Below are 23,472 nucleotides of genomic sequence, written 5' to 3' on the forward strand. Positions count from 1 at the left end.
GCGCGGCCGACGGCTCCTCGAAGTGCGTGACTCACTCATGTTGCTCGGCTCCTGGTTCGGCGCGCGGCGTGCGCAGCCCCGTTTAAAATAGGAATACTGATCAAATGACATCGTGGCGTCACCGTTGTCTATCCCTTCCCGTCCTGCTCGCGCCATGCGAACCGGCTCCGGCGCGCGCCCGTCAGCCTGGGTCGCGCGCCTTGCCCGCCGGTTCGCGCGGCGGGTTCAGCGCTGCCGCGCGAGCAATGCGTCCAGATCGAGGTCCGCGCGCTGCCGCAGCCAGTCGGCGATGATCCGGTACGACACCGACAGCGACGTCGGCATGCTCAGCGTGCCGCCGCCGATGCCCGCGACGATCTCGGCCGGCGTGAACCAGCGCACGTCTTCGAGTTCCTGATCGCGCGCGGCCATCTCCCGGCTCAGCGCGAGCGCGGAGAAGCCGAGCATCAACGAGCCCGGCATCGGCCACGGCTGCGACGAGTGATACGACACCGCGCCGACCCGGACGCCCGTTTCCTCCGCAACCTCGCGCCGCACCGCGTCTTCCAGGCTCTCGCCCGGTTCGACGAAGCCCGCGATCAGCGAATACAGCCCCGGCTCCCAGTGGCTGTGCCGGCCCAGCAGGCACGCGCCGTCGTGCTCGACGAGCGCGATGACCGCGGGATCGGTCCGCACGAAATGCTGTTGCGCGCAGTCCGGCGCGACGCACTGCAGCCGGTGGCCGCCCTGCTCCAGCGCGAGCGGCGAACCGCAGCGGCAGCAATGGCGCGTGGACTGCTGCCAATGCAGCAAGCCCTTCGCGTAGGCGTACAGGCCCGCGTCGAACGCCGACAGCCGCGGGCCCGCCTGCCGCAAGTCTTCGATGCGCGCGGCCAGCTGGTCCGGCGCAATCGCGCGCGCCGCGTCGAGCCGCACCACGAAGTAGCCGGCGCCGTCCACGACGCCCAGGAAGCTCGCCGGCGCGTCGGCCGGCAGCAGTTCGGCGCGCTGCGTCGCGTCGAGCCAGCGCACGCCCTCGCCATCGGGCGTCAGGTAGGCGCGCAACGCATCGTCGAGCAACAGGTAGCGCGCGCCCGGCGAACGGGCGAGCGTGTCGAGCCACGCCGCGTCGCCGCGCCGCTCGGCGTGGCGGTTCAACTCGCGGCCGACGCCGACGAACGGGTTGTCGCGGGTCGCGACGACAGGTGCGGCAGCGGCGGCCGCATCGGACGGAAAGTGGGACATGCGGGGATCCTGGTTGCGAAGCTGCGGTGACGGCAGTGCCGGACACGTGCGCGGTACGCCACGCCCCATCCCAGGATGAACGCGACGCGCGGCCGAGCGCGCGCCGGTCATTGCACTGCAAAATATGGCATTCGATGCAATCATATCGACACCTTGTTGCGCGTCAAGAAATTTCAGGATCCCGTCAAGCACCCCGTCGGCGCCCCCGCGCCGGGCCGTTTCCGCTCCCCGCGCCGGGCCGCCGCGCGGCTTGCGGCGCGGATCGCAGGGCTGCGCGCAGGCGCCGCCGAAGCGGGCCGGCGGCCCCGCCCGGCGCGGGCCGCGCCCGCGGCAGGCGCATACCGCCACACGGCAATTGAGCCGCGCCCGCGCGCGCCTTCCATGGAACACCACCATCGCCGAGCCCTAGGTTCTGTTCACATGCTCACCAGCGTCCCAAAGGCGCAGGCAGCGCCGCGAAGACGAGATAGTTGCCCGCGCGCTTGTTGTATCGAGTGGAGACGCGACGAAAATGCTTGATGCGATTGAAGAAGCGTTCGACGCTGTTCCGAATTCGGTACAGCGCGCGGCTGTGCCGACACTTGGTCTTTTGATTCGAACGTGGCGGGACGGCAACCTTGGCGTGCGCAGCATGGATAGTGTTCGCGAAGGCATCCGAGTCGTCGCCTTTATCGGCAATCACCGCGCCCGTGCGCCGATGCTCGACCAATTCGTGCGCGCACGAAATATCGGCAACCTGTCCCTCGGTGATGATCATTCACACAGGACGTCCAGCTTCATCGACAGCCAGATGCAGCTTGGTCGTCAGTCCGCCGCGCGAACGCCAGGGCGCTTGCGGGCCCACTGGCGGAATGCTGGCGCGCACGCACGAGGGTCGAGTCGATCAGCACGCGTTGATCTCCGTTTCATCGGACACTGCGTGCGCCACGCGCTCCCACACGCCTTTGCGACGCCACCGCGAGAAGCGCATATGCACCGAACTCCTTCGGCAAATCGCGCCACCGGCAGCCCGTTCAGCCGATCCAGAGAACGGCTTCGACAAACCAATGATTGTCGGCTGCCGTTCGTCCTGGAGCGCCTTCCTTGCCAGGCAAAACCGATTTGATTTGTGCCCATACCTCGTCGCCCAGTAACGTTCGAATCATCTTGGCCCGCTTGTGCAAAAGACAAGATGTAAATACATTTCATCGAATGTACAGACCCTGGTTGAATACCAGCGCACTTCAGGCCGTCGCGCCGGCTTGCGCCCGGTGCGCCATGCACGGCGACACGAATTCGCAGTCCTCAACATTTCGCGGCGCTTCCGACGCACCACGGGAACTGCGCCAAGTCGTCGGCCAGGCGCGAGCCCCGCGCGCAAACGCGCAGGCGCACGCCGGCCCACCGGCGAATCACAACGAATGAAATGCTGCGCGGGCAGCCAGCCGGCGGACCGGCATCCGCCCGCTAGCGGCGGGACGTCCGCCGCGTGCGGATCGACTCCGCGCGCGTCCGGCGGCCTCGGTGATACCTCGATTACGTTCCATTCACTTACCTCTCAAATAAGTGCGGACCAACGGGTTCGGTCTCTACGATGCAAGGTTCTGTCCTTTTCCGCGCACGACACGTCCGGCCCCTCGGTGAATCGGAACATCCGGGCCGTATGCGCTCGACTGCTCCCCATCCACAAACTCGCATGAGATGCGATGAATGAGCACTCGACTTATTGCATAAAACACCATGCTATCAGCGAATCCTTGCACGTCAAGTCATATTTTGTGCTGTGCCTTCAAGCCGCAATGATCGCCGGGATGCCGCTCGGGTACGCTTGAAAAAACTGAGCGTATCGCGCCACGCCTTTACTGGAAAGCCTTTCACGTTTCGATCGGGCACCCGTTCCGCGCGCGTGACCGGGCCCTGCACCGGAATGGATCGCGTGACATACGCGCGTTTGATTGCATTGCAGCAACCTGGCACGCCATAAGATGTTTGAGTGTGACCGTGCGCGATTTCGCCGGGATGCGCCGGTGAGCCCCGACGCGCCGCCGTCGATGCGCATGCCGCACGGACACCGTTCCACTCCGGCCGTCACCGGCCGCGCATGGATCGGCTGCGACCAGATCCGCCCGCGCCGCATGCGGAACGACGCCGTGTCCGCCGGCCTGATTCAGGATACCGAACGGAATCGGCATCCACCGCGCCGGCGGACCGCGGATGTCCTGGCTGATCGTGGAAGAAGGATCGGCGGCCGCCGTACGCGGGAATCCCGCCCTTTTCGATCCCGCCGACGCGTGACGCTCACGCAGCACGCGACGCCATCACCGAGTGCCGCGGCGCGCGACCATCGCAATACGCCCCGCGCTCATTCGGCCGGATACGTCGCGACCTCGATCAGATTGCCGTCCGGATCGCGGCAATACACCGACGTCATCGCGCCGAGCGCGCCTTCGCGCTGCACCGGCCCGGCTTCGATCGCGATCCCCTCCGCCACCCAGTGCGCCTTCACGGCATCGGCGTTGGCGCGCGTGACGAAACAGAGATCCGCGCTGCCGGACACGGGCGCCGCGCCGGTGAACCACGCAACCGTATCCGCGTCCCTCGGGCGCAGGTTGATCTTCTGATTGCCGAAGCGCATCGCGACGCGCGAACCGGTGCGCGACGCGAAGTCGATGCGCGTCATGCCGAGCGCGCGCGCATACCACGCGGCGCTCGCCTCCACGTCGGCGACGTTGAGGACGAGGTGGTCGATGCCGTCGATCAGGAAAGACATGGTGGCGTACCCTCCGCGCAAGCGCGCGATGCGTGTGGACATTCGATGCAGGCGGCGGCGATACCGGCGCGCCCCCACGGCCACAAGCCGTCCTGGTGGAGGCGGCAATCGACTCGCGCCTCGGGAAAAACGGGACGCGGTCCGAGCCCGCACCGCTCGAACAAACGGATTGCCGCGTCTCATGCGCACGAGAGGAACGCGCGCGGCCCCTCGCTCGCCCCCGGGATCGCCCGCCTCAGCCTCGCTGCGCCGCCGTCCCGGACACGAACGGATTGCCGGGCACACGCCACCGCCACGGCAGATCCTGGCCGACGCTGATCCCGATGCGAGGGCCGCCCGTCAGGTCGTCGGGCGGCGCCATGCCGTCGTCCACGATGGCGAAGCCCTGCTTGGCGCGAACCAGATCGATCCCGTCCTGCGCGCCGTCGATGCCCATGGCCTGGGTCAACCGGGCCGGCCCGCGGCAGAGATCGCGGTCGCGCGCGGGCAGACGCCGTGCCGCGCGCATGTGATCGAGCCCGTACAGCGGTTCCAGCGCGCGGATCAACACGCCGCTGCCGTCGCCCTCGGGTCCGCACACGCAGTTGCAGCACCAGTGCATGCCGTAGGTGAAATAGACGTACATATGCCCCGGCGGACCGAACATCGTCGCATTGCGCGCCGTCCTGCCCCGGTAGGTATGCGCGGCCGGATCGATCGCGCCCGCATACGCCTCGACCTCCACGATGCGGCCCGCGCGGCCGTCCGCCGCAGCGAGGATCTTGTTGAGCAGCTGCGGCGCCGCCGCGGGCGCGGCCCGGTCGAAGAACACGCGGGGCAACACGGCGCCCGGCCAGGTTATCGCGGTGCGCGCGCGGGTCACCCGGCATCTCCCGTCGAGGTATCGCCGCCGGCAAAGCATCGCGGCGCATGCCGATCGACGCTCAGCATGTCGCGCTCCGATCGCCCGCCGAGACCTCCGCCTGCAAACGGCGATACGCCTCGATCAGATCGTCGAGACTGAACGCGAGATTCCGTCCGCTGGGATTGGGCAGCACCCACACGGCGGCGCCCGCGATGTCCGCGTTCTGCCGTCCCCACGCGATGTCGCGCCGGCCGGACAGCCCCGCGTACGCCGCCTTGCCCAGAAAGGCGACCCGGCATGGCGCATGACGTGCGATCTTCCGCTCGAACTCGGCGGCGGCGGCAACGAACTCCTCGCGTGCGAGTTGATCGGCGCTCGCCGTCGGCCGGCTCACGACCGTCGTCAGACCGTATCCGTATTCGAGTATCGTGCGATCGTGCTCCGGCTGGATTTCCCTGGGGGTGAAGCCTGCGAGGTGCAGCACGCGCCAGAAGCGATTGCTTCTTCCCGCAAAGTGATGCCCCGTCGCGGCGGCCGTCATGCCGGGATTGATGCCGCAGAACAGCACCTTGAGGCGCGCGTCGATGAGGTCGGGGAGTTCGCCGGTCATCGCGGGGCGCGTGAATAGGTGGAAGATCCGGCTTCGACCTGAACCGGGCTCCGTTCCCACCTCGTCGATACAACGTGCATCACCTGACGTCCTCCTCTGATCGCATTCCCGGCACGCGTCGCGCCCCGTCGACATGGATATCTGTTCGCCGGCGGGTGGCCCGGCTGCCGGCGTCCACGCCATCCGGGCAACGACGCGCGCCGGCCGAAAATGTGCGATCCGGGGTCGTCTTGCCTGATCCGGGCGCCGATGCCTCGAACGGAGCGGCTTGCGAAGCGAGGGAATGATTTAATCACAGCTTGGCCGCGCGACCGGCGCGCGGCCGCCGGCTGGGCCCTGCTCGGCATCGTTTTCGGATTCCCGACGATCCGCTGCCATCGAATCGCCCTCCCCCTTACCCCGCCTCGATCAACACGGAGGCGCGTCGACGCGCGCGCCTCCCGACCCGACCGAGCGGCGGCGCTGTGGCGGCGATCGCAGATCATCGGTCAGCCACAATATTTTCTTTCTGCTCGGTCAAATTTTCATCGATTGTAAGAAAAATGAAAATGACCGATGCTCCCGTTTCCGCGTGCATGTGGCCGGGATTGGCCGAAATACCCGCCTCGGGCAATCCTCAAAAATATCCTGGGATGCCGCCTCCCTCAGTCAATCAGCATGCCTGAACGTGTGACGCTCAGGCCGGCAACCCGGCGAACCGGCGGCGCATCCCGCCTGCCACGACATGCACGGCGATCAACCGACAGGAACGAAGGATTCAAGCACATGAAGTTCAATACCCGAAGTCTCATGATGGCGGCCGCCTTCTCACTGAGCGCCGTCGCGACTTCCAGCCACGCCGCCGACAATGCGCAGGACACACTCGGACGCGTGGTGAGCGAGGCCATACGACCGGTGATGGCCAAGTACGACGTGGCCGGCATGGCGGTCGGCGTGATCGTCGACGGCGAGCCCCATGTGTTCAATTTCGGCGTGGCGTCGACCGCCACGCATGCGCCCGTCACGCGCGACACCTTGTTCGAACTCGGCTCCGTGAGCAAGACCCTGACCGCGACGCTGGCGTCGTACGCGCAGGCGAGCGGCAAGCTGTCCCTGTCGGATCCGACGCGTCGCTACCTGCCCGCGATGCAGGGCACCCGGTTCGGCGACGTGAAGCTCCTCAATCTGGGTACGCATACGCCCGGCGGATTTCCCTTGCAGGTGCCGGAGCGGATCGGCACCGACGATCAGCTGATGCAGTACTTCAAGGAGTGGCGGCCTGCGTACACTGCGGGAACGTACCGGACCTATGCCAACCCGAGTATCGGCATGCTCGGCGTGATCACCGCGAAAAGCATGGGGCGCGATTTCACCGCGCTGATGGAGCAGTGGCTGTTTCCCGCGCTCGGGATGAACAACACGTTCATCAACGTGCCCGCTGCTCAAATGGGTCGCTACGCGCAGGGCTACACCAAGGAAGGCGCACCGATCCGGGTGGCGCCGGGCATGCTGTCGGCGGAAGCCTACGGTGTCAAATCGTCGGTGGCGGACATGCTGCGCTTCGTGCAGGCCAACATGGCGCTCGTCCACCTCGACGGCAAGCTCCAGCAGGCGATCACCGATACGCACACCGGTTACTTCCAGGCGGGGCCGATGACCCAGGATCTGATCTGGGAGCAGTACCCGTATCCCACCAAGCTGGACGCCCTGCTGGAAGGGAATTCGGCCAGGATGGCGTTCGAGGCGACGCCGGTGGTCGCGTTGAACCCGCCGCACAAGCCGCGTCAGGATGTCTGGATCAACAAGACCGGCGGGACGAACGGCTTTGGCTCCTATGTTGCGTTCGTTCCGGAGAAGCAATTGGGGATCGTCATTCTCGCCAACAAGAACATTCCCAATGACGAGCGGATCAAGGCCACGTATCGCATCTTCTCCGCGCTGGCCGATGCTGCGCGGTAATCAGGGGAGTCCTATGCATCTCTCTCGTTGCGCAGCGGCGCTGCTGATGACCTTCGTCACGCTGCAGGCCGCGGAGGCGGCGGAACGCGCGCCCGCCACCAAGGAAACCGTGACGCTGCAACGGGTGCCCGTGGCGGGAACCGATCGGGAAATGGCGATGGGCATCGCCGAGTTTCCGCCGAATGCCGAGAAGCCCCGGCATAGTGCGACGGGGCCGGAGCTTTGCTATGTGCTCGAAGGCGCGGTGACGGTCAAAGTCGACGGACGGCCGCCGAAGATCGTCCGCGCGGGAGAAACCTTCCAGCTCCCCGCCCATGTCATGCACGTGACCACCGCCGGCCCGGCCGGGGCAAAGGTGCTCGCGACCTGGGTTCGCGACCCGGCCAAGGCGTTCAACGTCCCGGCGTCGAACTGACGAACGGGCGGCGGCCGACAAGTCGTCTGTCATCCGCCGCCCTTGTCGGGCAATCGAGCGCTGAACACATCGAAAGCGAAACTCAGGACATCAAATAGACCTTGACCATGAACCTCACTCGAAGGTTATGGTTTGTCACGGCAGGCGCATCGCGGCAAGGAACAGTTGTCCGCCGCACGCCAGGCAGCGTTTGCGCGACTGCCTGCCGTGACCGATGAAGGAGAGGTGTCCAGCATGACCAAGCGCATACTTCACGTCGTCAGCAATGTCGCCCATTACGCGGATCAGTCCGATCCGACGGGCTTGTGGCTGTCGGAGTTGACCCACGCCTGGCACGTCTTTGCCGGGAAAGGGTATGACCAGCGTCTTGTCAGCCCGAAGGGCGGCCCATCCCCCCTCGAACCGCGTTCGCTCAAATGGCCGCTCGCCGACGCCTCCGTCAAGGAATGGCTGACCGACAAGGACCGGCAGGCGCTCCTGTCGGCCACCGCTCGCCCCGACCAGATCGACCCGACGGACTTCGATGCGATTTATTTCACGGGCGGCCACGCGGTCATGTGGGATTTTCCCGACGACGCGGGACTGCAAAGGATCACGCGCGACATCTATGAACGCGGCGGGATCGTATCCTCCGTGTGTCACGGCTATTGCGGGCTGTTGAACACGAGGTTGAGCGACGGCGCGCTGCTGGTGGCCAACCGCCGGGTCACCGGGTACTCGTGGATCGAGGAAGTGCTGGCCGGCGTGGCGAAGAAGGTGCCGTACAACGCGGAACAGGAAATGGCTCGACGCGGCGCACGCTACGCGAAAGGGCTGCTGCCCTTCGTACCGAAGGTCGTCGCGGATGGCCGGCTGGTGACGGGGCAGAATCCCCAATCGGCCAAAGCCACGGCCAGGCAGGTTGCGGCGCTTCTATCGCTGCGGGCCGGTTAGCCCGACTTGGGGGATCTGCGTCGGTTTGCCCGGGTGACGCCGGCCGCCGGTTCGAGGCCGCTCCTCGCCCCCACCCGCCACCTCGCCAGCGTGCGCGTCGCGTTGGTCGCGCAGTCGACGTCATCGGGCTTCGCCGCGATCTCCGCCATCAACGACACCAGGCGCATCCTGTTCTGGGCAAGCCGCGCCTCCAACCCCTCGATGTCCCGCACCTCGGCGCTCAGCGCGTCGCACGGCCATCGCGCGCAATCGGGCGGCTGCAGCAAGCGAATTTCATCGAGGCTGAAGCCCGTCTTCTGCGCCGTCGCGACCAGATCGAGCACCCAGGACCGCGTCGGACGAATAGGCCCGATAGCCGTTCGTCTGGCGTTCGACCGCCGTCAGCAGACCGATCCGTTCGTAGAAGCGGATGCGCGAAGGGGTAAGGCCCGTGCGTTCCGCCAGTTCTCCTATCTTCATGTTCCCGATGGCCCTCCGCCCGCGCGGCCGACCGGCCTGCGCGTCGCGCCTTCGTCATGCGCCGACAGGATCGAAGATTCTCGGCCGAGTCGACGGATGCAGGCCCCGTCGCGCGTCCGTGATCCCGTCCGGGCAGAGGCCGGCAACCCCCACTCTAAGACTCGATATGACTTCAAGGTCAAGCGCCCGGATGCGGATGGACAGCATCGACCTCCACAGCAGCCCTTGATTCGCGCTCGTTGAAAACGGGGGGTTGGGATCAGATCATTGATGGGTGTGCAAACGGATCAGCCGCCGCGCGTCGCCTGCGCTCCGGCGCATCCCGAAAGACTATTGACATCAACGTTGTCTTTAATCCTAGAGTTGGACCCTGGCGATGCGCGGCGGCACACCGGATTGTTTCGGCAAACAAACGTTCGCCGGCTGCTCGAACGACTCGACAGGTTTGACCGATCGATTACACGAAAGCGTCCGTGGGCCGGACATCGCCCCTATTCCCCTCTCGAAAGGAAAAAAGCTGTACCGAGCAGCAAGGATCACCAGGCAGGACACCGATCGAAATCTGACACACCGAACAGGAGTACAGACCATGGGATACGTCACAACGAAAGATGGCGTCGAGATCTTCTACAAGGACTGGGGCCCGCGCGATGCGCAGGTGATCTTCTTCCATCACGGCTGGCCGCTCAGCGCCGACGACTGGGACGCCCAGATGCTCTTCTTTCTGTCGCACGGCTATCGGGTCGTGGCGCATGACCGCCGCGGCCACGGGCGCTCCAGCCAGGTATGGGACGGTCATGACATGGACCACTACGTCGACGACGTGGCGGCCGTGGTCAACCACCTCGGCGTGCAAAAGGCCATTCACGTCGGTCATTCCACGGGCGGCGGCGAAGTCATTCACTACGTCGCACGTCATGGGGAGGACCGCGTCGCCAAGGCCGTGCTGATCAGCGCCGTCCCGCCGCTGATGGTCAAGACGGAGAGCAACCCCGGCGGCCTGCCCAAGGCGGTGTTCGACGATCTCCAGGCCCAGCTCGCGGCGAACCGGGCGCAGTTCTATTACGACGTCCCGGCCGGGCCGTTCTACGGCTACAACCGCGCGGGCGCGAAACCGTTGCAAGGCGTCATCTGGAACTGGTGGCGGCAAGGCATGATGGGAAGCGCCAAGGCCCATTACGACGGCATCGTCGCGTTCTCGCAGACCGACTTCACCGAAGACCTGAAAAGCACCACGATCCCCGTCCTCGTGATGCACGGCGACGACGATCAGATCGTCCCGATCGCGGATTCCGGCCTGCTGTCGGCGAAGCTGGCCAGAAACAGCACGCTGAAGGTCTATCCGGGATTCCCGCACGGCATGCCGACCTCCCACGCCGAGACGATCAACGCGGATCTGCTCGCGTTCGTGCGCGGTTGAGCGACGGAATAGGTAGATGAATGCAGGCAAGCCGCGGAAGCGGTTTGCCTGCACGCCGCCGTTCGCGCACACGCCATCAGGGCAGAACCGCCCGAGTTGAGTCCGCGTGCGCATTCGATCGCCTCGCCCCGCGCTCGATCGGTGCATTCGCGCTGCCCGGCTCGAATTGGGGCGACGGGTCACGCAGCCGCCTTCATCGAGACGACGTTCATCAAAAACTCATGGGTCGTCGGCCCGCTTCGTCCTGATCGGAATGGCCTGTCGGCCGGAGCGCGCGAGCGGTCCATCCGTCCTGCGTCCATCGGCGGCCGCGGCACGCAGCTTTGCCATCGCGTTCGATGCATTGCAACGAAACGCATCCCCAGCGTGCTGAAAATACCGCTCGTCTTGCGGGCTTCGACTGTCGCAGCCGGCCAATTTCATGATCGCGGGCCCCGATACGCATCTCGACATCCCGGCGGGTTATTTGTCAATTTTTGTGAAAAGACATTGATTCTTTAATTTGGATGCCCTCTCATCCGACTTGAAGAATTTCAAAAAATTACAGATTTTAGATTCATTTTGTTTAGCAATTCTTATAAACAATCCTTCTGAAAAACACGCAACTCGCAACGAGTGGGAATTCGGCGATCTTTCATGCATAGTAGCCGGCTTCTGATTTTGTTCGCCCTGCCAGCAGCCCGCCTGGCCGGGCAGTCTTGGCAGGAAGATGCACGCGACGTTGCCGGAAAGAAGGCACCTGGGAGGCTGAGCCGCTCCCGTCCGGCCCGATGGCGTTCGCGATGAAATTGTTTGACACGCTTCGATCCAAATGATGTGGAGTACTTAGCATATTTAGCCTGAATCGAATCATTCCGGAGAATTATTCAATGAATAAAAAGATGCCAACCTGGACCGCGATCGCAGTACTTGCAGCTGCGACCCTGGTCGCATGCGGCGGCGACGACGCACCGGCAACCGTCCAAAATGCCGCGAATACCCCGGCCGCCGTGCCGCAGACGCCCGCCACGGCGACAGTGGAATCAGAACTCGACGTGTTCGCCAAGGTTGCGCCGGCCGACAAGGTGCTGGACGACGCCAACACCTACGATACGACTCGCGAGGGGTCGATCGCACTGTCCAAGATCAACGAGGATTCGTCGGTCAAGCGGCACACGATCACCATCAACGGCAAGGTGCTGCCGTACGTCGCCCGCGCCGGCCACCTGATCGCCTATCGCGGCAACGGAGCCAACAAAAAAGCAGAGGCGGCGGTCTTCTACACGGCCTATACGCGGGATGCACTGCCCAAGGAAAATCGCCCGGTCACGTTCCTGTGGAACGGCGGTCCGGGTTCGGCCTCGATCTGGCTGCACATGGGATCGTGGGGGCCGAAGCGGCTCAAGTCCGATGCGCCGAACATGGCCGACCCGACGAAGCAGCCCGATAGCTTCCCGTTCGAGGACAACGCGATCTCGCTGCTCGACCAGTCGGACATCGTGTTCGTCGATCCGCCCGGGACGGGCCTGTCCACGGCAATCGCGCCGACCAAGAACGGCGATCTATGGGGAACCGACGACGACGCCCAAGTGGTCGCTGACTTCATCACCAGCTATACGAACAAGTACAACCGGCAAAGCTCGCCCAAGTACCTGTACGGCGAATCCTATGGCGGCATCCGCACGCCAATCGTCGCCAACCTGCTGGAGCAGGCGGGCACCAGCGGCTACCGACCCGATCCGTCCGGCAAGCCGGCCAAGGTCCTGGCGGGATTCATCCTCAACTCGCCGCTCGTCGACTACAACTCCAATTGCGACATGATGGGCGGCGCGGTAACGTGCGAGGGATACATCCCGTCCTATGCGATGACGGCGGATTACTTCAAGAAATCAGTGAAGCGCGGTACGCAAACACAGGAGCAATACCTCGGCGAGCTGCGTACGCTGGCGAGAACGACGTTCCAAACCACGTTCAGCACGTACTTCGATTCGAACGGCAGGCCGAACGCCCAATGGAACGCGTACGCGGCAAGCCCCGCGGGCCAGGCGCTCCTGAATCGGATGGCGGACTACACCGGCATTCCGGCGGCGACCTGGAAAAACCGTTTCAACTACACGCCTCGGCCGTTCAGGGCGGCGTTGGTTCCCGGCTATTCCCTCGGCCGCTATGATGCGCGCATGAAGGTGCCGAACGGAAACAGCTTCGCGGCGGATGACTACATCAACGTCGCCTTCCTCAATCAGCTCAAAACGTACTTCCCCGACTTCGTCAACTACAAGACCAAGTCGAGCTACCAACCGCTGAACGACGAGACGATAGCCAATTGGAAATGGCAGCGGGCAGGCAGCAAGGATTATTACCCGCAGAGCATTACCGACATCCAGGCAGTCCTGACAGCCAACCCCGACGCCAAGCTGCTGATTCTCCACGGCTATGAGGATATTGCGACGCCGGGCTTCCAGACCGAGCTGGACCTTGAAGGAGTGAACCTCGGCGACCGGATTCCCATCAAATGGTTTGAGGGCGGGCATATGATTTACAACACGGAGATGTCGCGCGCGCCGCTGAAACAGGCGATCGACAACTATTACCAGTCGCCTGCGCGTGTCGCGGACGGCTCCTTACTGTGATCCAGGCGAGGACAGCCATGAAAATCGTGACTTTGATTGTTTCCGGCGTGGTCGTCGCAATGTCGGGGATCGGCGCGGCGTGTGCCTATGACGATCTGCCGAAACCGCCGCCGCCGCCGGAAGGCTGGGTCCAGCCGCCCAAGCAATCGGAAAGCTCCATTACGCAGGACGTGGATAACCAGATCACGCAACGCTTCACCGCAGCGGCGGGGGGCAACCCCGGCGGGCTGCTGTCGCAGCAACAGGCCAAGGCTGCCGGCTGGGGGCTGGTCAGCGACCATTTTTCGGAAATCGATCGTGCCGGAACCGGATACGTCCGGCTCGACGACGTGTTGCGGTTCATGTCGGAGCGGACGCCGCAACGCATCATGCGCATGAAAAACGCGGCGAAACTGGATCAGCGATCGTAACGTGGTGAGATTCCCCGCCGTGCGCGGCGGGGAATCGTGCTGCCGATCCGCGCACGATGGGGCCATCCCTGTCGAAACCGCGGACCGGCAATCTCGAACGGCCTGTCCGCATAGGACGCCCCGGCCTTCCAACACGGCTCAGCACGTCAATCGCACCGTCAGGCCATGCGTCCTGGCGTGCGCAAAAGTCCGATTCTTGAGGTCGCGCGGCGAAAAGGTGAGCGTTCGTCGTTCCAGGGGTGAACTTCACGAACCGCAGATCGCGTCACGCCGGACGCCATCCGACGAACGGAACCCGTTTGTACCGTCCAGGCACACTCCGCCCCGACGGAGCCATGCGTAAACAAAAAAGACCCGAAGGTCCAAGCCAAATCGCTGATTCAGCTCGAACATCCGGGTCTATGCCGACGCCAGGCGACGACGGTCCGTTTTAGAACGGAATATCGTCGTCCATCTCGTCGAACCCACCGCCCGCCGGCGCGCTCGGCCGGCTCGCGCCGCCGCCACCGCCGCCACCGCCACCACCGCTGCGAGCCGGCGCAGCCGCGCGGCCACCGCCGCCACCGCCGCCGCCGCGCTCCATATCACGCCCGCCGCCGTAGCCGCCGTCATCACCGCCACCGCCGCCCGCACCGCGGCCGCCCAGCATCTGCATCTGGTCGGCGACGATTTCCGTCGAGTACCGGTCCTGGCCATCCTGGCCTTGCCATTTGCGGGTGCGGATGCGCCCTTCGATGTACACCGACGAGCCCTTCTTCAGGTACTCGTTGACGATTTCAGCGAGACGGCCGAAGAACGCCACGCGGTGCCATTCGGTCGCTTCCTTGAATTCGCCGCTCGCCTTGTCCTTGTAGCGATCGGTCGTCGCGAGGCGGATGTTCGCCACCGCGTCGCCGCTCGGCAGGTAACGCACTTCCGGGTCGGCGCCGAGATTGCCGACGAGAATGACCTTGTTGACGGATGCCATCTGTTTCTCCAGTTGATTCGATATTTCAGCAGCGCTGGCAAGACCGCGCGGCGCCTCGTCGGCCCGGCCGACGCGGACGCGCGGCTCGGTCGGTTCAGGCCTTGCGCGGCGGCTGCTTCATGCTGGCGGCGATTATAAGCCACACCGCCACCAGGGCCGAGCATGCAAAAAACACCGCGTCCGGCCCGTTGTGCTTGAGCAGCCAGCCGCCGACCACGCCGCCCAGTGCCAGCCCGATCGACTGCGTCGTGTTGTACACGCCTGTCGCCGCGCCCTTGCGCGAACCCGGCGCAAGCTTCGACACGAGCGACGGCTGCGACGCCTCCAGGATGTTGAAGCCCAGGAAGTAGACGAACAGGATCGCCGCCACAATCAGAATCGTATGCGTCGACAGCCCCAACAACAATTGGCCGATCAGGATAGCCGCGATGCCGCCGAGCAGCACCGGCTTCATCTTGCCCCGTTTTTCCGCGACGATGATCGCGGGCACCATCATCACGAACGCCAGCCCCATCACCGGCAGATAGACCTGCCAGTGCGACGCGACGGGCAGCCCGCCGTCCACCAGCAGGCGCGGCACCACGAGGAACAGCGCGGTCTGCGTCGCATGCAGCACGAGCACGCCGAAGTTCAGCCGCAGCAGTTCGACGTTGTGCAGCACCTCGGCGAACGGCGCGCGCACGTGCACCGGCTTCGGCGCGTCCGGCACCACCCACAGCACGACGCCGATCGCGAGCACCGACAGCGCGCCGACGATCGTGAACAGGCCGTTCATCCCGACCCAGTGGAACACGATCGGCGCGCCAACGATCGCCACCGCGAACGACATCCCGATGCTGCCGCCCACCATCGCCATGGCCTTGGTGCGGTTCTGCTCGGAGGTCAGGTCCGCGATGAACGCGAGCACCGCCGACGATACGGCCCCCATTCCCTGAATGACGCGACCGACGATGATCCAGGTGATGTCGTGCGCGAACGCGGCCACGAAGCTGCCGAGCGCGAAGATCAGCAGGCCGATCGCGATCACCGGCTTGCGGCCGAACTTGTCGGAGGCCCAGCCGTAGAAGATGTAGAGCATCGACTGCGTGACGCCGTAGGCGCCGAGCGCGAGGCCGACGAGCAGCACGTTGTCGCCGCCGGGGATGGTTTTCGCGTAGACCGAAAACACCGGCATGATCATGAACAGGCCCAGCATGCGCAGCGCGAAGATCGCCGCGAGCGACGCTGTCGCGCGCAGCTCCGGCGCGCTCATGCGGGTCGAGGTAAGAGACGGATTGGACATCGGGAGTGAATTTCGAATGTGCGGTACCCGCGCCCGAGGCCGGGCGGCGGGAAATCCAGGCCGGCTGCGGACCGTCGCCACCCGCGCCGCGCCGTCCGACGGACGCATGCCGATGCGGTCCGGGCGTCGCCCGCGCAGCCCTGCTGACACTTGCTGCAAAGGCTTGGGGCCTGAAACGACGGTCTCGAAAAGCCGTTATAGTAGCAGGTTTGGTCTCCTCCTCTTTCGCCAGGTTCATGGAACAAATCCGTATCCGTGGGGCCCGTACCCACAACCTGAAGAACGTCAATCTCGATCTGCCGCGCCACAAGCTGATCGTGATCACGGGCTTGTCAGGCTCGGGCAAATCGTCGCTTGCGTTCGACACGCTGTACGCGGAAGGTCAGCGGCGCTACGTCGAAAGCCTGTCGGCTTACGCCCGGCAGTTCCTCCAGTTGATGGAAAAGCCGGATGTCGACCTGATCGAGGGTTTGTCTCCCGCGATCTCGATCGAGCAGAAGGCGACGTCGCACAATCCGCGTTCGACCGTCGGCACCGTCACGGAAATCCACGACTACCTGCGACTTTTGTACGCACGGGTCGGCACGCCATACTGCCCGGACCATGAGATCCCGCTGGAGGCGCAGAGCGTCTCGCAGATGGTCGATGCGGTGCTCGCGCTGCCCGAGGAGACCAAGCTGATGATCCTCGCGCCCGTGGTGGCGAACCGCAAGGGCGAGCACGCGGAGCTGTTCGAGGAGATGCAGGCGCAGGGCTTCGTGCGGTTTCGCGTGCGCTCGGGCGGCGGCACGGCCAACGAGGGCGTCGCGAAGATCTACGAGGTCGAATCGCTGCCGAAGCTCAAGAAGAACGACAAGCACACGATCGACGTCGTCGTCGACCGGCTGAAGGTGCGCGCGGACATGAAGCAGCGCCTCGCGGAATCGTTCGAGACCGCGCTGCGCCTGGCCGATGGCCGCGCGATCGCGCTCGAGATGGATACCGACCAGGAGCATCTGTTCAGCTCGAAGTTCGCGTGCCCGATCTGCTCGTATTCGCTGCAGGAGCTGGAGCCGCGCCTGTTCTCGTTCAACAACCCGATGGGCGCGTGCCCGGAATGCGACGGCCTCGGCCAGATCACGTTCTTCGATCCGAAGCGGGTCGTCGCGCATCCGTCGCTGTCGCTCGCGGCCGGCGCGGTCAAGGGCTGGGACAAGCGCAACCAGTTCTACTTCCAGATGCTGCAAAGCCTCGCGGCGTTCTACGACTTCGACATCGACACCGCGTTCGAGGACCTGCCCGAGAAGGTGAAGAAAATCCTGCTGTTCGGTTCGGGCAAGCAGACGATCCCGTTCTCGTACATCAACGAGCGCGGCCGCACGACGATCCGCGAGCACGTGTTCGAGGGGATCATCCCGAATCTCGAGCGGCGCTACCGCGAGACCGATTCGGTCGCGGTGCGTGAGGAACTCGCGAAATACCAGAACAACCAGCCGTGCCCGTCGTGCGACGGCACGCGCCTGCGCCGCGAGGCGCGCTTCGTGCGGATCGGCGCGGGCGACTACGCGCGCGCGATCTACGAGGTCAGCAGCTGGCCGCTGCGCGACGCGCTCGGCTACTTCGACGGGCTCACGCTCGAAGGCGCGAAGCGCGAGATCGCCGACAAGGTGATCAAGGAGATCGTCGCGCGCCTGACCTTCCTCAACAACGTCGGCCTCGACTACCTGTCGCTCGAGCGCAGCGCGGAAACGCTGTCGGGCGGCGAAGCCCAGCGGATCCGCCTCGCGTCGCAGATCGGCTCGGGCCTGACGGGCGTGATGTACGTGCTCGACGAGCCGTCGATCGGCCTGCACCAGCGCGACAACGACCGGCTGATCGGCACCCTCAAGCACCTGCGCGACCTGGGCAACTCGGTGATCGTCGTCGAGCACGACGAGGACATGATCCGCACCGCCGACTACGTGGTCGACATGGGCCCCGGCGCCGGCGAGCACGGCGGCGCGGTGATCGCGGAAGGCACGCCGAAGCAGGTGCAGGCGAGCACGGCGTCGCTGACGGGCCAGTACCTGTCCGGCAAGCGCACGATCGAATACCCGGACGAGCGCATCGAGCCGGATCCGGAGCGCATGCTGCGGATCGAGGACGCGCACGGCAACAACCTCAAGCACGTCACGCTGGAGCTGCCGGTCGGCCTGCTCTCCTGCATCACCGGCGTGTCCGGCTCGGGCAAGTCGACGCTGATCAACGACACGCTGTACCACGCGGTCGCGCGCCACCTGTACGGCTCGTCGGCCGAGCCGGCGCCGTACGAGTCGATCGAGGGCCTCGAGCACTTCGACAAGGTGATCAACGTCGACCAGTCGCCGATCGGCCGCACCCCGCGCTCGAACCCGGCCACCTACACGGGCCTGTTCACGCCGATCCGCGAGCTGTTCTCGGGCGTGCCGACCGCGAAGGAACGCGGCTACGATCCGGGCCGCTTCTCGTTCAACGTCAAGGGCGGCCGCTGCGAATCGTGCCAGGGCGACGGCGTGCTGAAGGTCGAGATGCACTTCCTGCCGGACGTCTACGTGCCGTGCGACGTGTGCCACGGCAAGCGCTACAACCGCGAGACGCTGGAAGTGCACTACAAGGGCAAGAACGTCAGCGAGGTGCTCGACATGACGGTCGAGCACGCGTACGAGTTCTTCGGCGCGGTGCCGGTGATCGCGCGCAAGCTCAAGACGCTGCTCGACGTCGGCCTCGGCTACATCCGCCTCGGCCAGTCGGCGACCACGCTGTCGGGCGGCGAGGCGCAGCGCGTGAAGCTGTCGCTCGAACTGTCGAAGCGCGACACCGGCCGCACGCTGTACATCCTCGACGAACCGACGACCGGCCTGCACTTCCACGACATCGCGCTGCTGCTCGAGGTGATCCACCGGCTGCGCGACCAGGGCAACACGGTCGTGATCATCGAGCACAACCTCGACGTGATCAAGACAGCCGACTGGGTGGTCGACCTCGGGCCGGAAGGCGGCGCGGGCGGCGGCCAGATCATCGCCCAGGGCACGCCCGAGCAGGTCGCGAAAACCAAGGCGAGCTTCACCGGCAGGTACCTCGCGCCGCTCCTCAAGCGCCGCAAGTGACCGCGGCGCGCCGCCCGGCGCGCGCCGCGCCGCATCGCCCGTCCCACGGCGCGATGCGGCGCCAATTACATTCCTGAAAACGCGATCATTTCGCCCGGCTTTCGTTGCTATACTCGCGGCGATCGGGGTCAATGTCCGCTTGCCGCCACAAGCGCGCCGGATCGCCCCGCCGAATACAGGAACCGTCATGGAGAAGCAATCCGAACCGCCGCGCGATACGCAGGCCCGAGAGCCGCATCTGCGCAGCGTCCGGCTGACCAGTGATTTCAGCCTGCCGAGGTTGTCGGCGCTCGAGATCGGCAGCTACCTCCTCGCGCTCGCCGGCCTGTGGCTCGTCCTGCACCTGCGCCTGCTCGGCGCGCTGCTCGCGGGCCTGCTCGTCTACCAGCTCGTGCACATGATCGCGCCCGCGATCGAACGCCACACGTCGAGCCAGCGCGCGCGCTGGGTCGCGGTCGTGCTGCTGTCGACCGTCATCGTGGGCGGCCTCGCGGGCCTGACGATCGCGATCATCGAGCACTTCGAACATACCGTCCCGAACCTGCAGAGCCTGCTCGGCCAGCTGATGCAGATCGTCGACCAGGCGCGCACCCGCACCCCGTCGTGGATCGCCAACGTGCTGCCGGTCGACGCCGAGCAGATGAAGGTCAAGGCGGCCGGCCTCATGACCAAGCACATGGACCAGCTCCAGCAGGGCGGAAAAAACGTCGCGCGGGTGTTCGGCCACGTGCTGTTCGGCATGATCATCGGCGCGATGATCGCGATCGGCGTCGATCGCCACAAGGTGCGCCAGCCGCTGTCGACCGCGCTCGTCACGCGCGTATCGCGCTTCGCCGACGCGTTCCGGCGGATCGTGTTCGCGCAGATCAAGATCTCGGCGATCAACGCGTTCTTCACGGGCATCTACCTGCTGGTCGCGCTGCCGATCTTCCACCAGCGGCTGCCGCTGTCGAAGACGCTCGTGCTCGTCACCTTCATCGTCGGCCTGCTGCCCGTGATCGGCAACCTGATCTCGAACACGCTGATCGTCGCGGTCTCGCTGTCGGTCAGCATGGGCACCGCGATCGCGTCGCTCGTGTTCCTCGTGGTGATCCACAAGCTCGAATACTTCCTGAACGCGAAGATCATCGGCGGGCAGATCGAATCGCGCGCATGGGAGCTGCTGCTCGCGATGCTCGTGATGGAGGCCGCGTTCGGCATCCCCGGCGTGATCGCCGCGCCGATCTTCTACGCGTACGTGAAGCGCGAACTCAGCTACCTGCGGCTGATCTGAGCGGAAGCGCCCGGGCGGCCCCGGGCGCGGCGGCGCGCCATCTTCCCTGAAACCCTCCCCGGGCGCGCGGCCCGAGGCCGCGCCGCGAGCCGGCCGGCCTGTTGGGCATGGCGGCGACGCGAACACGCCCGCCGCCATGCCGTGTCCGCTTAGCGGAACACCACCGTCTTGGTGCCGTTCAGCACGATCCGGTGTTCGACATGCCACTTCACCGCACGCGCGAGCGTCACGCACTCGACGTCGCGGCCGATCGCCGTCAGCTGGTCCGGCGTCATGCTGTGATCGACGCGCTCCACTTCCTGCTCGATGATCGGACCTTCGTCGAGATCGGTCGTCACGTAGTGCGCGGTCGCGCCGATCAGCTTCACGCCGCGATCGAACGCCTGGTAATACGGCTTCGCGCCCTTGAAGCTCGGCAGGAACGAGTGGTGGATGTTGATCGCGCGGCCGGCCAGTTGCTCGCACATCTGCGGCGACAGGATCTGCATGTAGCGCGCGAGCACCACGAGGTCGGCCTCGTGCTCGCCGATCACCTCCAGCACGCGCGCTTCCTGCGCGGCCTTCGCCGCCGCCGACGCGCCCGCCGCCAGCGGGAAGTGATGGAACGGGATGTCGTAGCTCGCGGCGAGCTGGTAGAAATCCTTGTGGTTCGACACGATCGCCGAAATCTCGATCGGCAGCTGACCCGTGCGATAGCGGAACAGCAGGTCGTTCAGGCAGTGGCCGATCTTCGACACGAGGAGCACGACGCGCGGCTTGAACGCCGCGTCGTGCATTTCCCAGCGCATGCCGAACCGCGCGGCGAGCGGCGTGAATTCGGTGCGCAGCGAATCGAGCGCGGCGGCCGCATCGGCGCCGTCGTGCTCGAAATGCACGCGCATGAAGAATTCGCCGGTGCTGCTGTCGCCGAACTGCGCGGAATCGAGAATGTTGCTGGCGCGCTCGAACAGGAAGCCCGAGACCGCGTGCACGATGCCGTGCCGGTCCGGGCACGACAGTTTGAGGATAAAGCTGTGATCGGTCGACATGACCGCTACTCCCTTCTTGTCTGGTTCAATTCGAATCGCCGGTCGCGCGTCACGCATCCGGCGGCGGCGCGAACAGCGCGTCGAGGCCCGGCGCCGCGTCGGGCGCGAGCCAGCGGTGCCGCAGCAGGCTGTCGAGCATCGCGAGGCTCGCGTCGATCGTCACCTCGCCCGCCCGCAGCCAGGCGATCAGCTGCGCAGGCCCCGCGAGCACGTGCTCCGCGACTTCGCCGTCCTGGTTGTGGGGCACGAAATCCTGCGGAAGCGGCACATCGTAGATGAAGATCTGCTCCGCCTGCGTGCCCTCCGGCAGCGAGCACAGGACATGCGCGGTGCGGCCGGCGATCGCGCGCGCCGCGAGTTCGGCCGGCATGCCGGCTTCCTCCCAGCACTCCTTGAGGAGCGTGTCCTCGACGCCGAGACCCCAGCCGATGCCGCCCGCGACCACGTTGTCGAGCATGCCCGGGTCGGTCGCCTTGGTCGCGCTGCGGCGCCCGATCCACATCCGCGGCGGCGTGGCCGGCGCATATTCTACGACGCCGTTCAGATGCACCGCGTAGGTCATCGTGCCGAAAAAGCGCGACGCGGCCCGTTCGATGTGGGCGAGCGGCGGATCGTCGAAGCGGTTGCGGATCGCATAGATCTCGTCGCGCCAGCCCGGGATCAGGCCTTCCGCCGCGAGCGCGCCGATCGGGCTCGCGAGCGCCATGCTGCGCGCATCGACGCTGTCGAAGCGCGCCGCGAGCCGCACCTCGCCCGCCTCGAACTCGAACACGTCGGGCCAGCGCGCGAGCCGCGCGACGTCGCGCGCGCGGATCCAGCCGACCCGCCGGCCGTCGATCATGAACGGCGCATGCGCGGCCGCGTCGAAACGCCGCGCGGCGGCAATGCACGGAAACGTCATCGCCATCCCCGTCAGTCCTTGAGCGCGACGCGCAGGCCGAGCGCGATGAAAGTCGCGCCCGCGAGCCGGTCGAGCCACACGCCGACGCGCGGCCGGCGCTTGAGCCACGCGCCGATCATGCCTGCGCACACGCCGAACAGCGAGAACACCACCGCGGTCTGCGCCATGAACAGCGCGCCGAGTTCCAGCATCTGCACGGCGACGGGCTGCGCGCCGCGCGGATCGACGAACTGCGGCAGGAACACGACGAAGAACAGCGTGACCTTCGGGTTCAGCAGGTTGCCGATCACGCTCTGGCGGAAGATCGTCGCGAGCGGCTGCGGCGCGCGCGCGTGCGCGTTCGCGAGGCCCTGGCTGCGCAGCGCCTTGATGCCGATCCAGACCAGGTAGGCGGCGCCCGCGAGCTTCAGCGCATGGAACGCGACGGGCGACGAGCGCAGCAGCGCGGCCACGCCGAACGCGGCGAGCGTCGTATGGAACAGGATGCCGGCGGCAAACCCGAGCGCGGCGACGAAGCCGGCCGCGCGGCCCTGCGAGATGCCGCGCGCGAGCACTTGCAGGTTGTCGGGACCCGGCGCCAGCGTGATCGCCATCGAGGTGGCGAGAAACAGCAGGAAGTTCGGCATCGCGGACTCGCTTGAGTGAGGGAATGAGGCGCGGCGTCGGCCGCTCAGTGGCCCGAGAACGCGGTCACGGTGTACAGCGGCAGGCCCGCGCCGCGCAGCAGCGCGGAACCGCCGAGATCCGGCAGGTCGATGATCGCCGCGCCCTCGACGACCACCGCGCCGAGCCGCTCGAGCAGCTTCTTGCCCGCCATCATGGTGCCGCCCGTCGCGATCAGGTCGTCGACGATGATCACGCGGTCGCCGGGCTTGCACGCGTCCTCGTGGATTTCCACGGTCGCGCTCCCGTATTCGAGATCGTAGGACTCGGCGCGCGTCTTGTACGGCAGCTTGCCGACCTTGCGGATCGGCACGAAGCCGATGTTCAGCTCGTACGCGACGATCGGCGCGATGATGAAGCCGCGCGCATCGAGCCCGGCGACGTAGTCGAGCTTCGCGTCGACGTAGCGCTCCACGAACAGGTCGACCAGCACCCGCAGCGCCTTCGGGCTCTGCAGCAGCGGCGTGATGTCGCGGAACTGCACGCCCGGCTGCGGCCAGTCCGGCACGGTGCGGATCTGGCTGTGGAGGAACGCGACGGGGTCGAGCGACGCATCCGACGACGGGTGATTCATGGACTTCTCCGAAAAAAACGGCGCGCAATGACTTGCGCACCGCCTGTCAATATTGGCGTGAGGATTGCG

General features: G+C 65.8%; 20 protein-coding genes and 1 pseudogene. 8 read left to right on the top strand and 13 right to left on the bottom strand.

Annotation, left to right across the window (positions count from 1 at the left end):
• Positions 1-225: 225 nt before the first annotated feature.
• The 5 genes and pseudogenes from nudC to mug form a co-directional block, all read right to left on the bottom strand.
• Positions 226-1,224, bottom strand: a complete 999-nt coding sequence (nudC, locus tag Bsp3421_RS27505; protein WP_273999157.1) for an NAD(+) diphosphatase — start codon at positions 1,222-1,224, stop codon at positions 226-228.
• Between the two features lie 416 nt (positions 1,225-1,640).
• Positions 1,641-2,369: pseudogene (locus Bsp3421_RS27510) on the bottom strand (IS5 family transposase).
• A gap of 1,196 nt (positions 2,370-3,565) precedes the next feature.
• Positions 3,566-3,973, bottom strand: coding sequence for a VOC family protein (locus tag Bsp3421_RS27515; RefSeq protein ID WP_273999158.1), 408 nt, complete (start codon positions 3,971-3,973; stop codon positions 3,566-3,568).
• Positions 3,974-4,208: 235 nt separating this feature from the next.
• Entirely contained in the window at positions 4,209-4,835 is a 627-nt protein-coding gene (locus Bsp3421_RS27520; protein ID WP_273999159.1) for a DNA-3-methyladenine glycosylase, read from the bottom strand.
• 61 nt (positions 4,836-4,896) lie between these two features.
• Positions 4,897-5,427: a G/U mismatch-specific DNA glycosylase gene (gene mug / locus Bsp3421_RS27525; RefSeq protein ID WP_274004372.1), complete on the bottom strand. Its 531-nt coding sequence runs from the start codon at positions 5,425-5,427 to the stop codon at positions 4,897-4,899.
• A gap of 765 nt (positions 5,428-6,192) precedes the next feature.
• Between mug and ampC the strand changes: the two genes are divergently transcribed.
• The 3 genes from ampC to Bsp3421_RS27540 all read left to right on the top strand — a co-directional run bounded on the left by ampC (position 6,193) and on the right by Bsp3421_RS27540 (position 8,713).
• The gene (gene ampC / locus Bsp3421_RS27530; protein ID WP_274004373.1) at positions 6,193-7,365 is read left to right on the top strand and encodes a class C beta-lactamase; all 1,173 of its coding nucleotides are present in this window, start codon (positions 6,193-6,195) and stop codon (positions 7,363-7,365) included.
• Between the two features lie 46 nt (positions 7,366-7,411).
• The gene (locus tag Bsp3421_RS27535; protein WP_273999161.1) at positions 7,412-7,780 is read left to right on the top strand and encodes a cupin domain-containing protein; all 369 of its coding nucleotides are present in this window, start codon (positions 7,412-7,414) and stop codon (positions 7,778-7,780) included.
• Between the two features lie 234 nt (positions 7,781-8,014).
• Positions 8,015-8,713 (top strand): type 1 glutamine amidotransferase domain-containing protein, encoded by a 699-nt coding sequence (locus Bsp3421_RS27540; protein ID WP_273999162.1) that lies wholly within the window; start codon positions 8,015-8,017, stop codon positions 8,711-8,713.
• Here Bsp3421_RS27540 and Bsp3421_RS27545 read toward each other — a convergent pair.
• Positions 8,710-9,036, bottom strand: coding sequence for a MerR family DNA-binding protein (locus Bsp3421_RS27545; RefSeq protein ID WP_443111534.1), 327 nt, complete (start codon positions 9,034-9,036; stop codon positions 8,710-8,712). The genes Bsp3421_RS27540 and Bsp3421_RS27545 overlap by 4 nt on opposite strands.
• Complete coding sequence (locus Bsp3421_RS34520; RefSeq protein ID WP_443111535.1) at positions 8,987-9,172, bottom strand: MerR family DNA-binding transcriptional regulator; 186 nt, start codon at positions 9,170-9,172, stop codon at positions 8,987-8,989. The genes Bsp3421_RS27545 and Bsp3421_RS34520 overlap by 50 nt, the downstream gene beginning before the upstream one ends.
• 589 nt (positions 9,173-9,761) lie before the next feature.
• Here Bsp3421_RS34520 and Bsp3421_RS27550 point away from each other — a divergent pair.
• The 3 genes from Bsp3421_RS27550 to Bsp3421_RS27560 all read left to right on the top strand — a co-directional run bounded on the left by Bsp3421_RS27550 (position 9,762) and on the right by Bsp3421_RS27560 (position 13,611).
• Positions 9,762-10,592: an alpha/beta fold hydrolase gene (locus tag Bsp3421_RS27550; RefSeq protein WP_274004375.1), complete on the top strand. Its 831-nt coding sequence runs from the start codon at positions 9,762-9,764 to the stop codon at positions 10,590-10,592.
• An 869-nt stretch (positions 10,593-11,461) separates the two neighbouring features.
• Positions 11,462-13,201 carry a S10 family serine carboxypeptidase-like protein gene (locus Bsp3421_RS27555; RefSeq protein ID WP_273999163.1) on the top strand — a complete coding sequence of 580 codons (1,740 nt, stop codon included), beginning with the start codon at positions 11,462-11,464 and terminating at the stop codon, positions 13,199-13,201.
• Positions 13,202-13,218: 17 nt separating this feature from the next.
• Positions 13,219-13,611: a hypothetical protein gene (locus Bsp3421_RS27560; RefSeq protein WP_273999164.1), complete on the top strand. Its 393-nt coding sequence runs from the start codon at positions 13,219-13,221 to the stop codon at positions 13,609-13,611.
• 430 nt (positions 13,612-14,041) lie between these two features.
• Here Bsp3421_RS27560 and Bsp3421_RS27565 read toward each other — a convergent pair whose 3' ends face one another.
• Entirely contained in the window at positions 14,042-14,578 is a 537-nt protein-coding gene (locus Bsp3421_RS27565) for a single-stranded DNA-binding protein (protein ID WP_273999166.1), read from the bottom strand.
• A 94-nt stretch (positions 14,579-14,672) separates the two neighbouring features.
• Complete coding sequence (locus Bsp3421_RS27570; RefSeq protein WP_273999168.1) at positions 14,673-15,860, bottom strand: MFS transporter; 1,188 nt, start codon at positions 15,858-15,860, stop codon at positions 14,673-14,675.
• 236 nt (positions 15,861-16,096) lie between these two features.
• Here Bsp3421_RS27570 and uvrA point away from each other — a divergent pair, with 236 nt between their 5' ends.
• On the top strand, positions 16,097-18,964 hold the full coding sequence (gene uvrA, locus Bsp3421_RS27575; RefSeq protein WP_273999169.1) for an excinuclease ABC subunit UvrA: 2,868 nt from the start codon (positions 16,097-16,099) through the stop codon (positions 18,962-18,964).
• 187 nt (positions 18,965-19,151) lie between these two features.
• Entirely contained in the window at positions 19,152-20,237 is a 1,086-nt protein-coding gene (locus tag Bsp3421_RS27580) for an AI-2E family transporter (protein WP_273999171.1), read from the top strand.
• Positions 20,238-20,386: 149 nt separating this feature from the next.
• Here the strand turns inward: Bsp3421_RS27580 and purU are convergent, their stop codons facing one another.
• The 4 genes from purU to Bsp3421_RS27600 are packed head-to-tail and all read right to left on the bottom strand — an operon-like array spanning position 20,387 to position 23,403.
• Positions 20,387-21,265, bottom strand: a complete 879-nt coding sequence (purU, locus tag Bsp3421_RS27585) for a formyltetrahydrofolate deformylase (protein ID WP_273999173.1) — start codon at positions 21,263-21,265, stop codon at positions 20,387-20,389.
• A gap of 49 nt (positions 21,266-21,314) precedes the next feature.
• A complete protein-coding gene (locus Bsp3421_RS27590; RefSeq protein WP_274004377.1) occupies positions 21,315-22,166 on the bottom strand; it encodes an NUDIX hydrolase in 852 nt (283 codons plus the stop codon).
• An 11-nt stretch (positions 22,167-22,177) separates the two neighbouring features.
• On the bottom strand, positions 22,178-22,792 hold the full coding sequence (locus Bsp3421_RS27595) for a LysE family translocator (RefSeq protein WP_273999175.1): 615 nt from the start codon (positions 22,790-22,792) through the stop codon (positions 22,178-22,180).
• 44 nt (positions 22,793-22,836) lie between these two features.
• A complete protein-coding gene (locus Bsp3421_RS27600; RefSeq protein WP_273999176.1) occupies positions 22,837-23,403 on the bottom strand; it encodes an adenine phosphoribosyltransferase in 567 nt (188 codons plus the stop codon).
• Between the last annotated feature and the right edge of the window lie 69 nt (positions 23,404-23,472).

It is taken from the genome of Burkholderia sp. FERM BP-3421, from assembly GCF_028657905.1.
GTDB lineage: Bacteria > Pseudomonadota > Gammaproteobacteria > Burkholderiales > Burkholderiaceae > Burkholderia.

What these genes read in the sequence shown, in the direction of transcription:
- nudC (WP_273999157.1), bottom strand. Translation starts at nt 1,224, where the DNA reads ATGTCCCACTTTCCGTCCGATGCGGCCGCCGCTGCCGCACCTGTCGTC.
- Bsp3421_RS27515 (WP_273999158.1), bottom strand. Translation starts at nt 3,973, where the DNA reads ATGTCTTTCCTGATCGACGGCATCGACCACCTCGTCCTCAACGTCGCC.
- mug (WP_274004372.1), bottom strand. Translation starts at nt 5,427, where the DNA reads ATGACCGGCGAACTCCCCGACCTCATCGACGCGCGCCTCAAGGTGCTG.
- ampC (WP_274004373.1), top strand. Translation starts at nt 6,193, where the DNA reads ATGAAGTTCAATACCCGAAGTCTCATGATGGCGGCCGCCTTCTCACTG.
- Bsp3421_RS27535 (WP_273999161.1), top strand. Translation starts at nt 7,412, where the DNA reads ATGACCTTCGTCACGCTGCAGGCCGCGGAGGCGGCGGAACGCGCGCCC.
- Bsp3421_RS27540 (WP_273999162.1), top strand. Translation starts at nt 8,015, where the DNA reads ATGACCAAGCGCATACTTCACGTCGTCAGCAATGTCGCCCATTACGCG.
- Bsp3421_RS34520 (WP_443111535.1), bottom strand. Translation starts at nt 9,172, where the DNA reads ATGAAGATAGGAGAACTGGCGGAACGCACGGGCCTTACCCCTTCGCGC.
- Bsp3421_RS27550 (WP_274004375.1), top strand. Translation starts at nt 9,762, where the DNA reads ATGGGATACGTCACAACGAAAGATGGCGTCGAGATCTTCTACAAGGAC.
- Bsp3421_RS27555 (WP_273999163.1), top strand. Translation starts at nt 11,462, where the DNA reads ATGAATAAAAAGATGCCAACCTGGACCGCGATCGCAGTACTTGCAGCT.
- Bsp3421_RS27560 (WP_273999164.1), top strand. Translation starts at nt 13,219, where the DNA reads ATGAAAATCGTGACTTTGATTGTTTCCGGCGTGGTCGTCGCAATGTCG.
- Bsp3421_RS27565 (WP_273999166.1), bottom strand. Translation starts at nt 14,578, where the DNA reads ATGGCATCCGTCAACAAGGTCATTCTCGTCGGCAATCTCGGCGCCGAC.
- Bsp3421_RS27570 (WP_273999168.1), bottom strand. Translation starts at nt 15,860, where the DNA reads ATGTCCAATCCGTCTCTTACCTCGACCCGCATGAGCGCGCCGGAGCTG.
- uvrA (WP_273999169.1), top strand. Translation starts at nt 16,097, where the DNA reads ATGGAACAAATCCGTATCCGTGGGGCCCGTACCCACAACCTGAAGAAC.
- Bsp3421_RS27580 (WP_273999171.1), top strand. Translation starts at nt 19,152, where the DNA reads ATGGAGAAGCAATCCGAACCGCCGCGCGATACGCAGGCCCGAGAGCCG.
- purU (WP_273999173.1), bottom strand. Translation starts at nt 21,265, where the DNA reads ATGTCGACCGATCACAGCTTTATCCTCAAACTGTCGTGCCCGGACCGG.
- Bsp3421_RS27590 (WP_274004377.1), bottom strand. Translation starts at nt 22,166, where the DNA reads ATGACGTTTCCGTGCATTGCCGCCGCGCGGCGTTTCGACGCGGCCGCG.
- Bsp3421_RS27595 (WP_273999175.1), bottom strand. Translation starts at nt 22,792, where the DNA reads ATGCCGAACTTCCTGCTGTTTCTCGCCACCTCGATGGCGATCACGCTG.
- Bsp3421_RS27600 (WP_273999176.1), bottom strand. Translation starts at nt 23,403, where the DNA reads ATGAATCACCCGTCGTCGGATGCGTCGCTCGACCCCGTCGCGTTCCTC.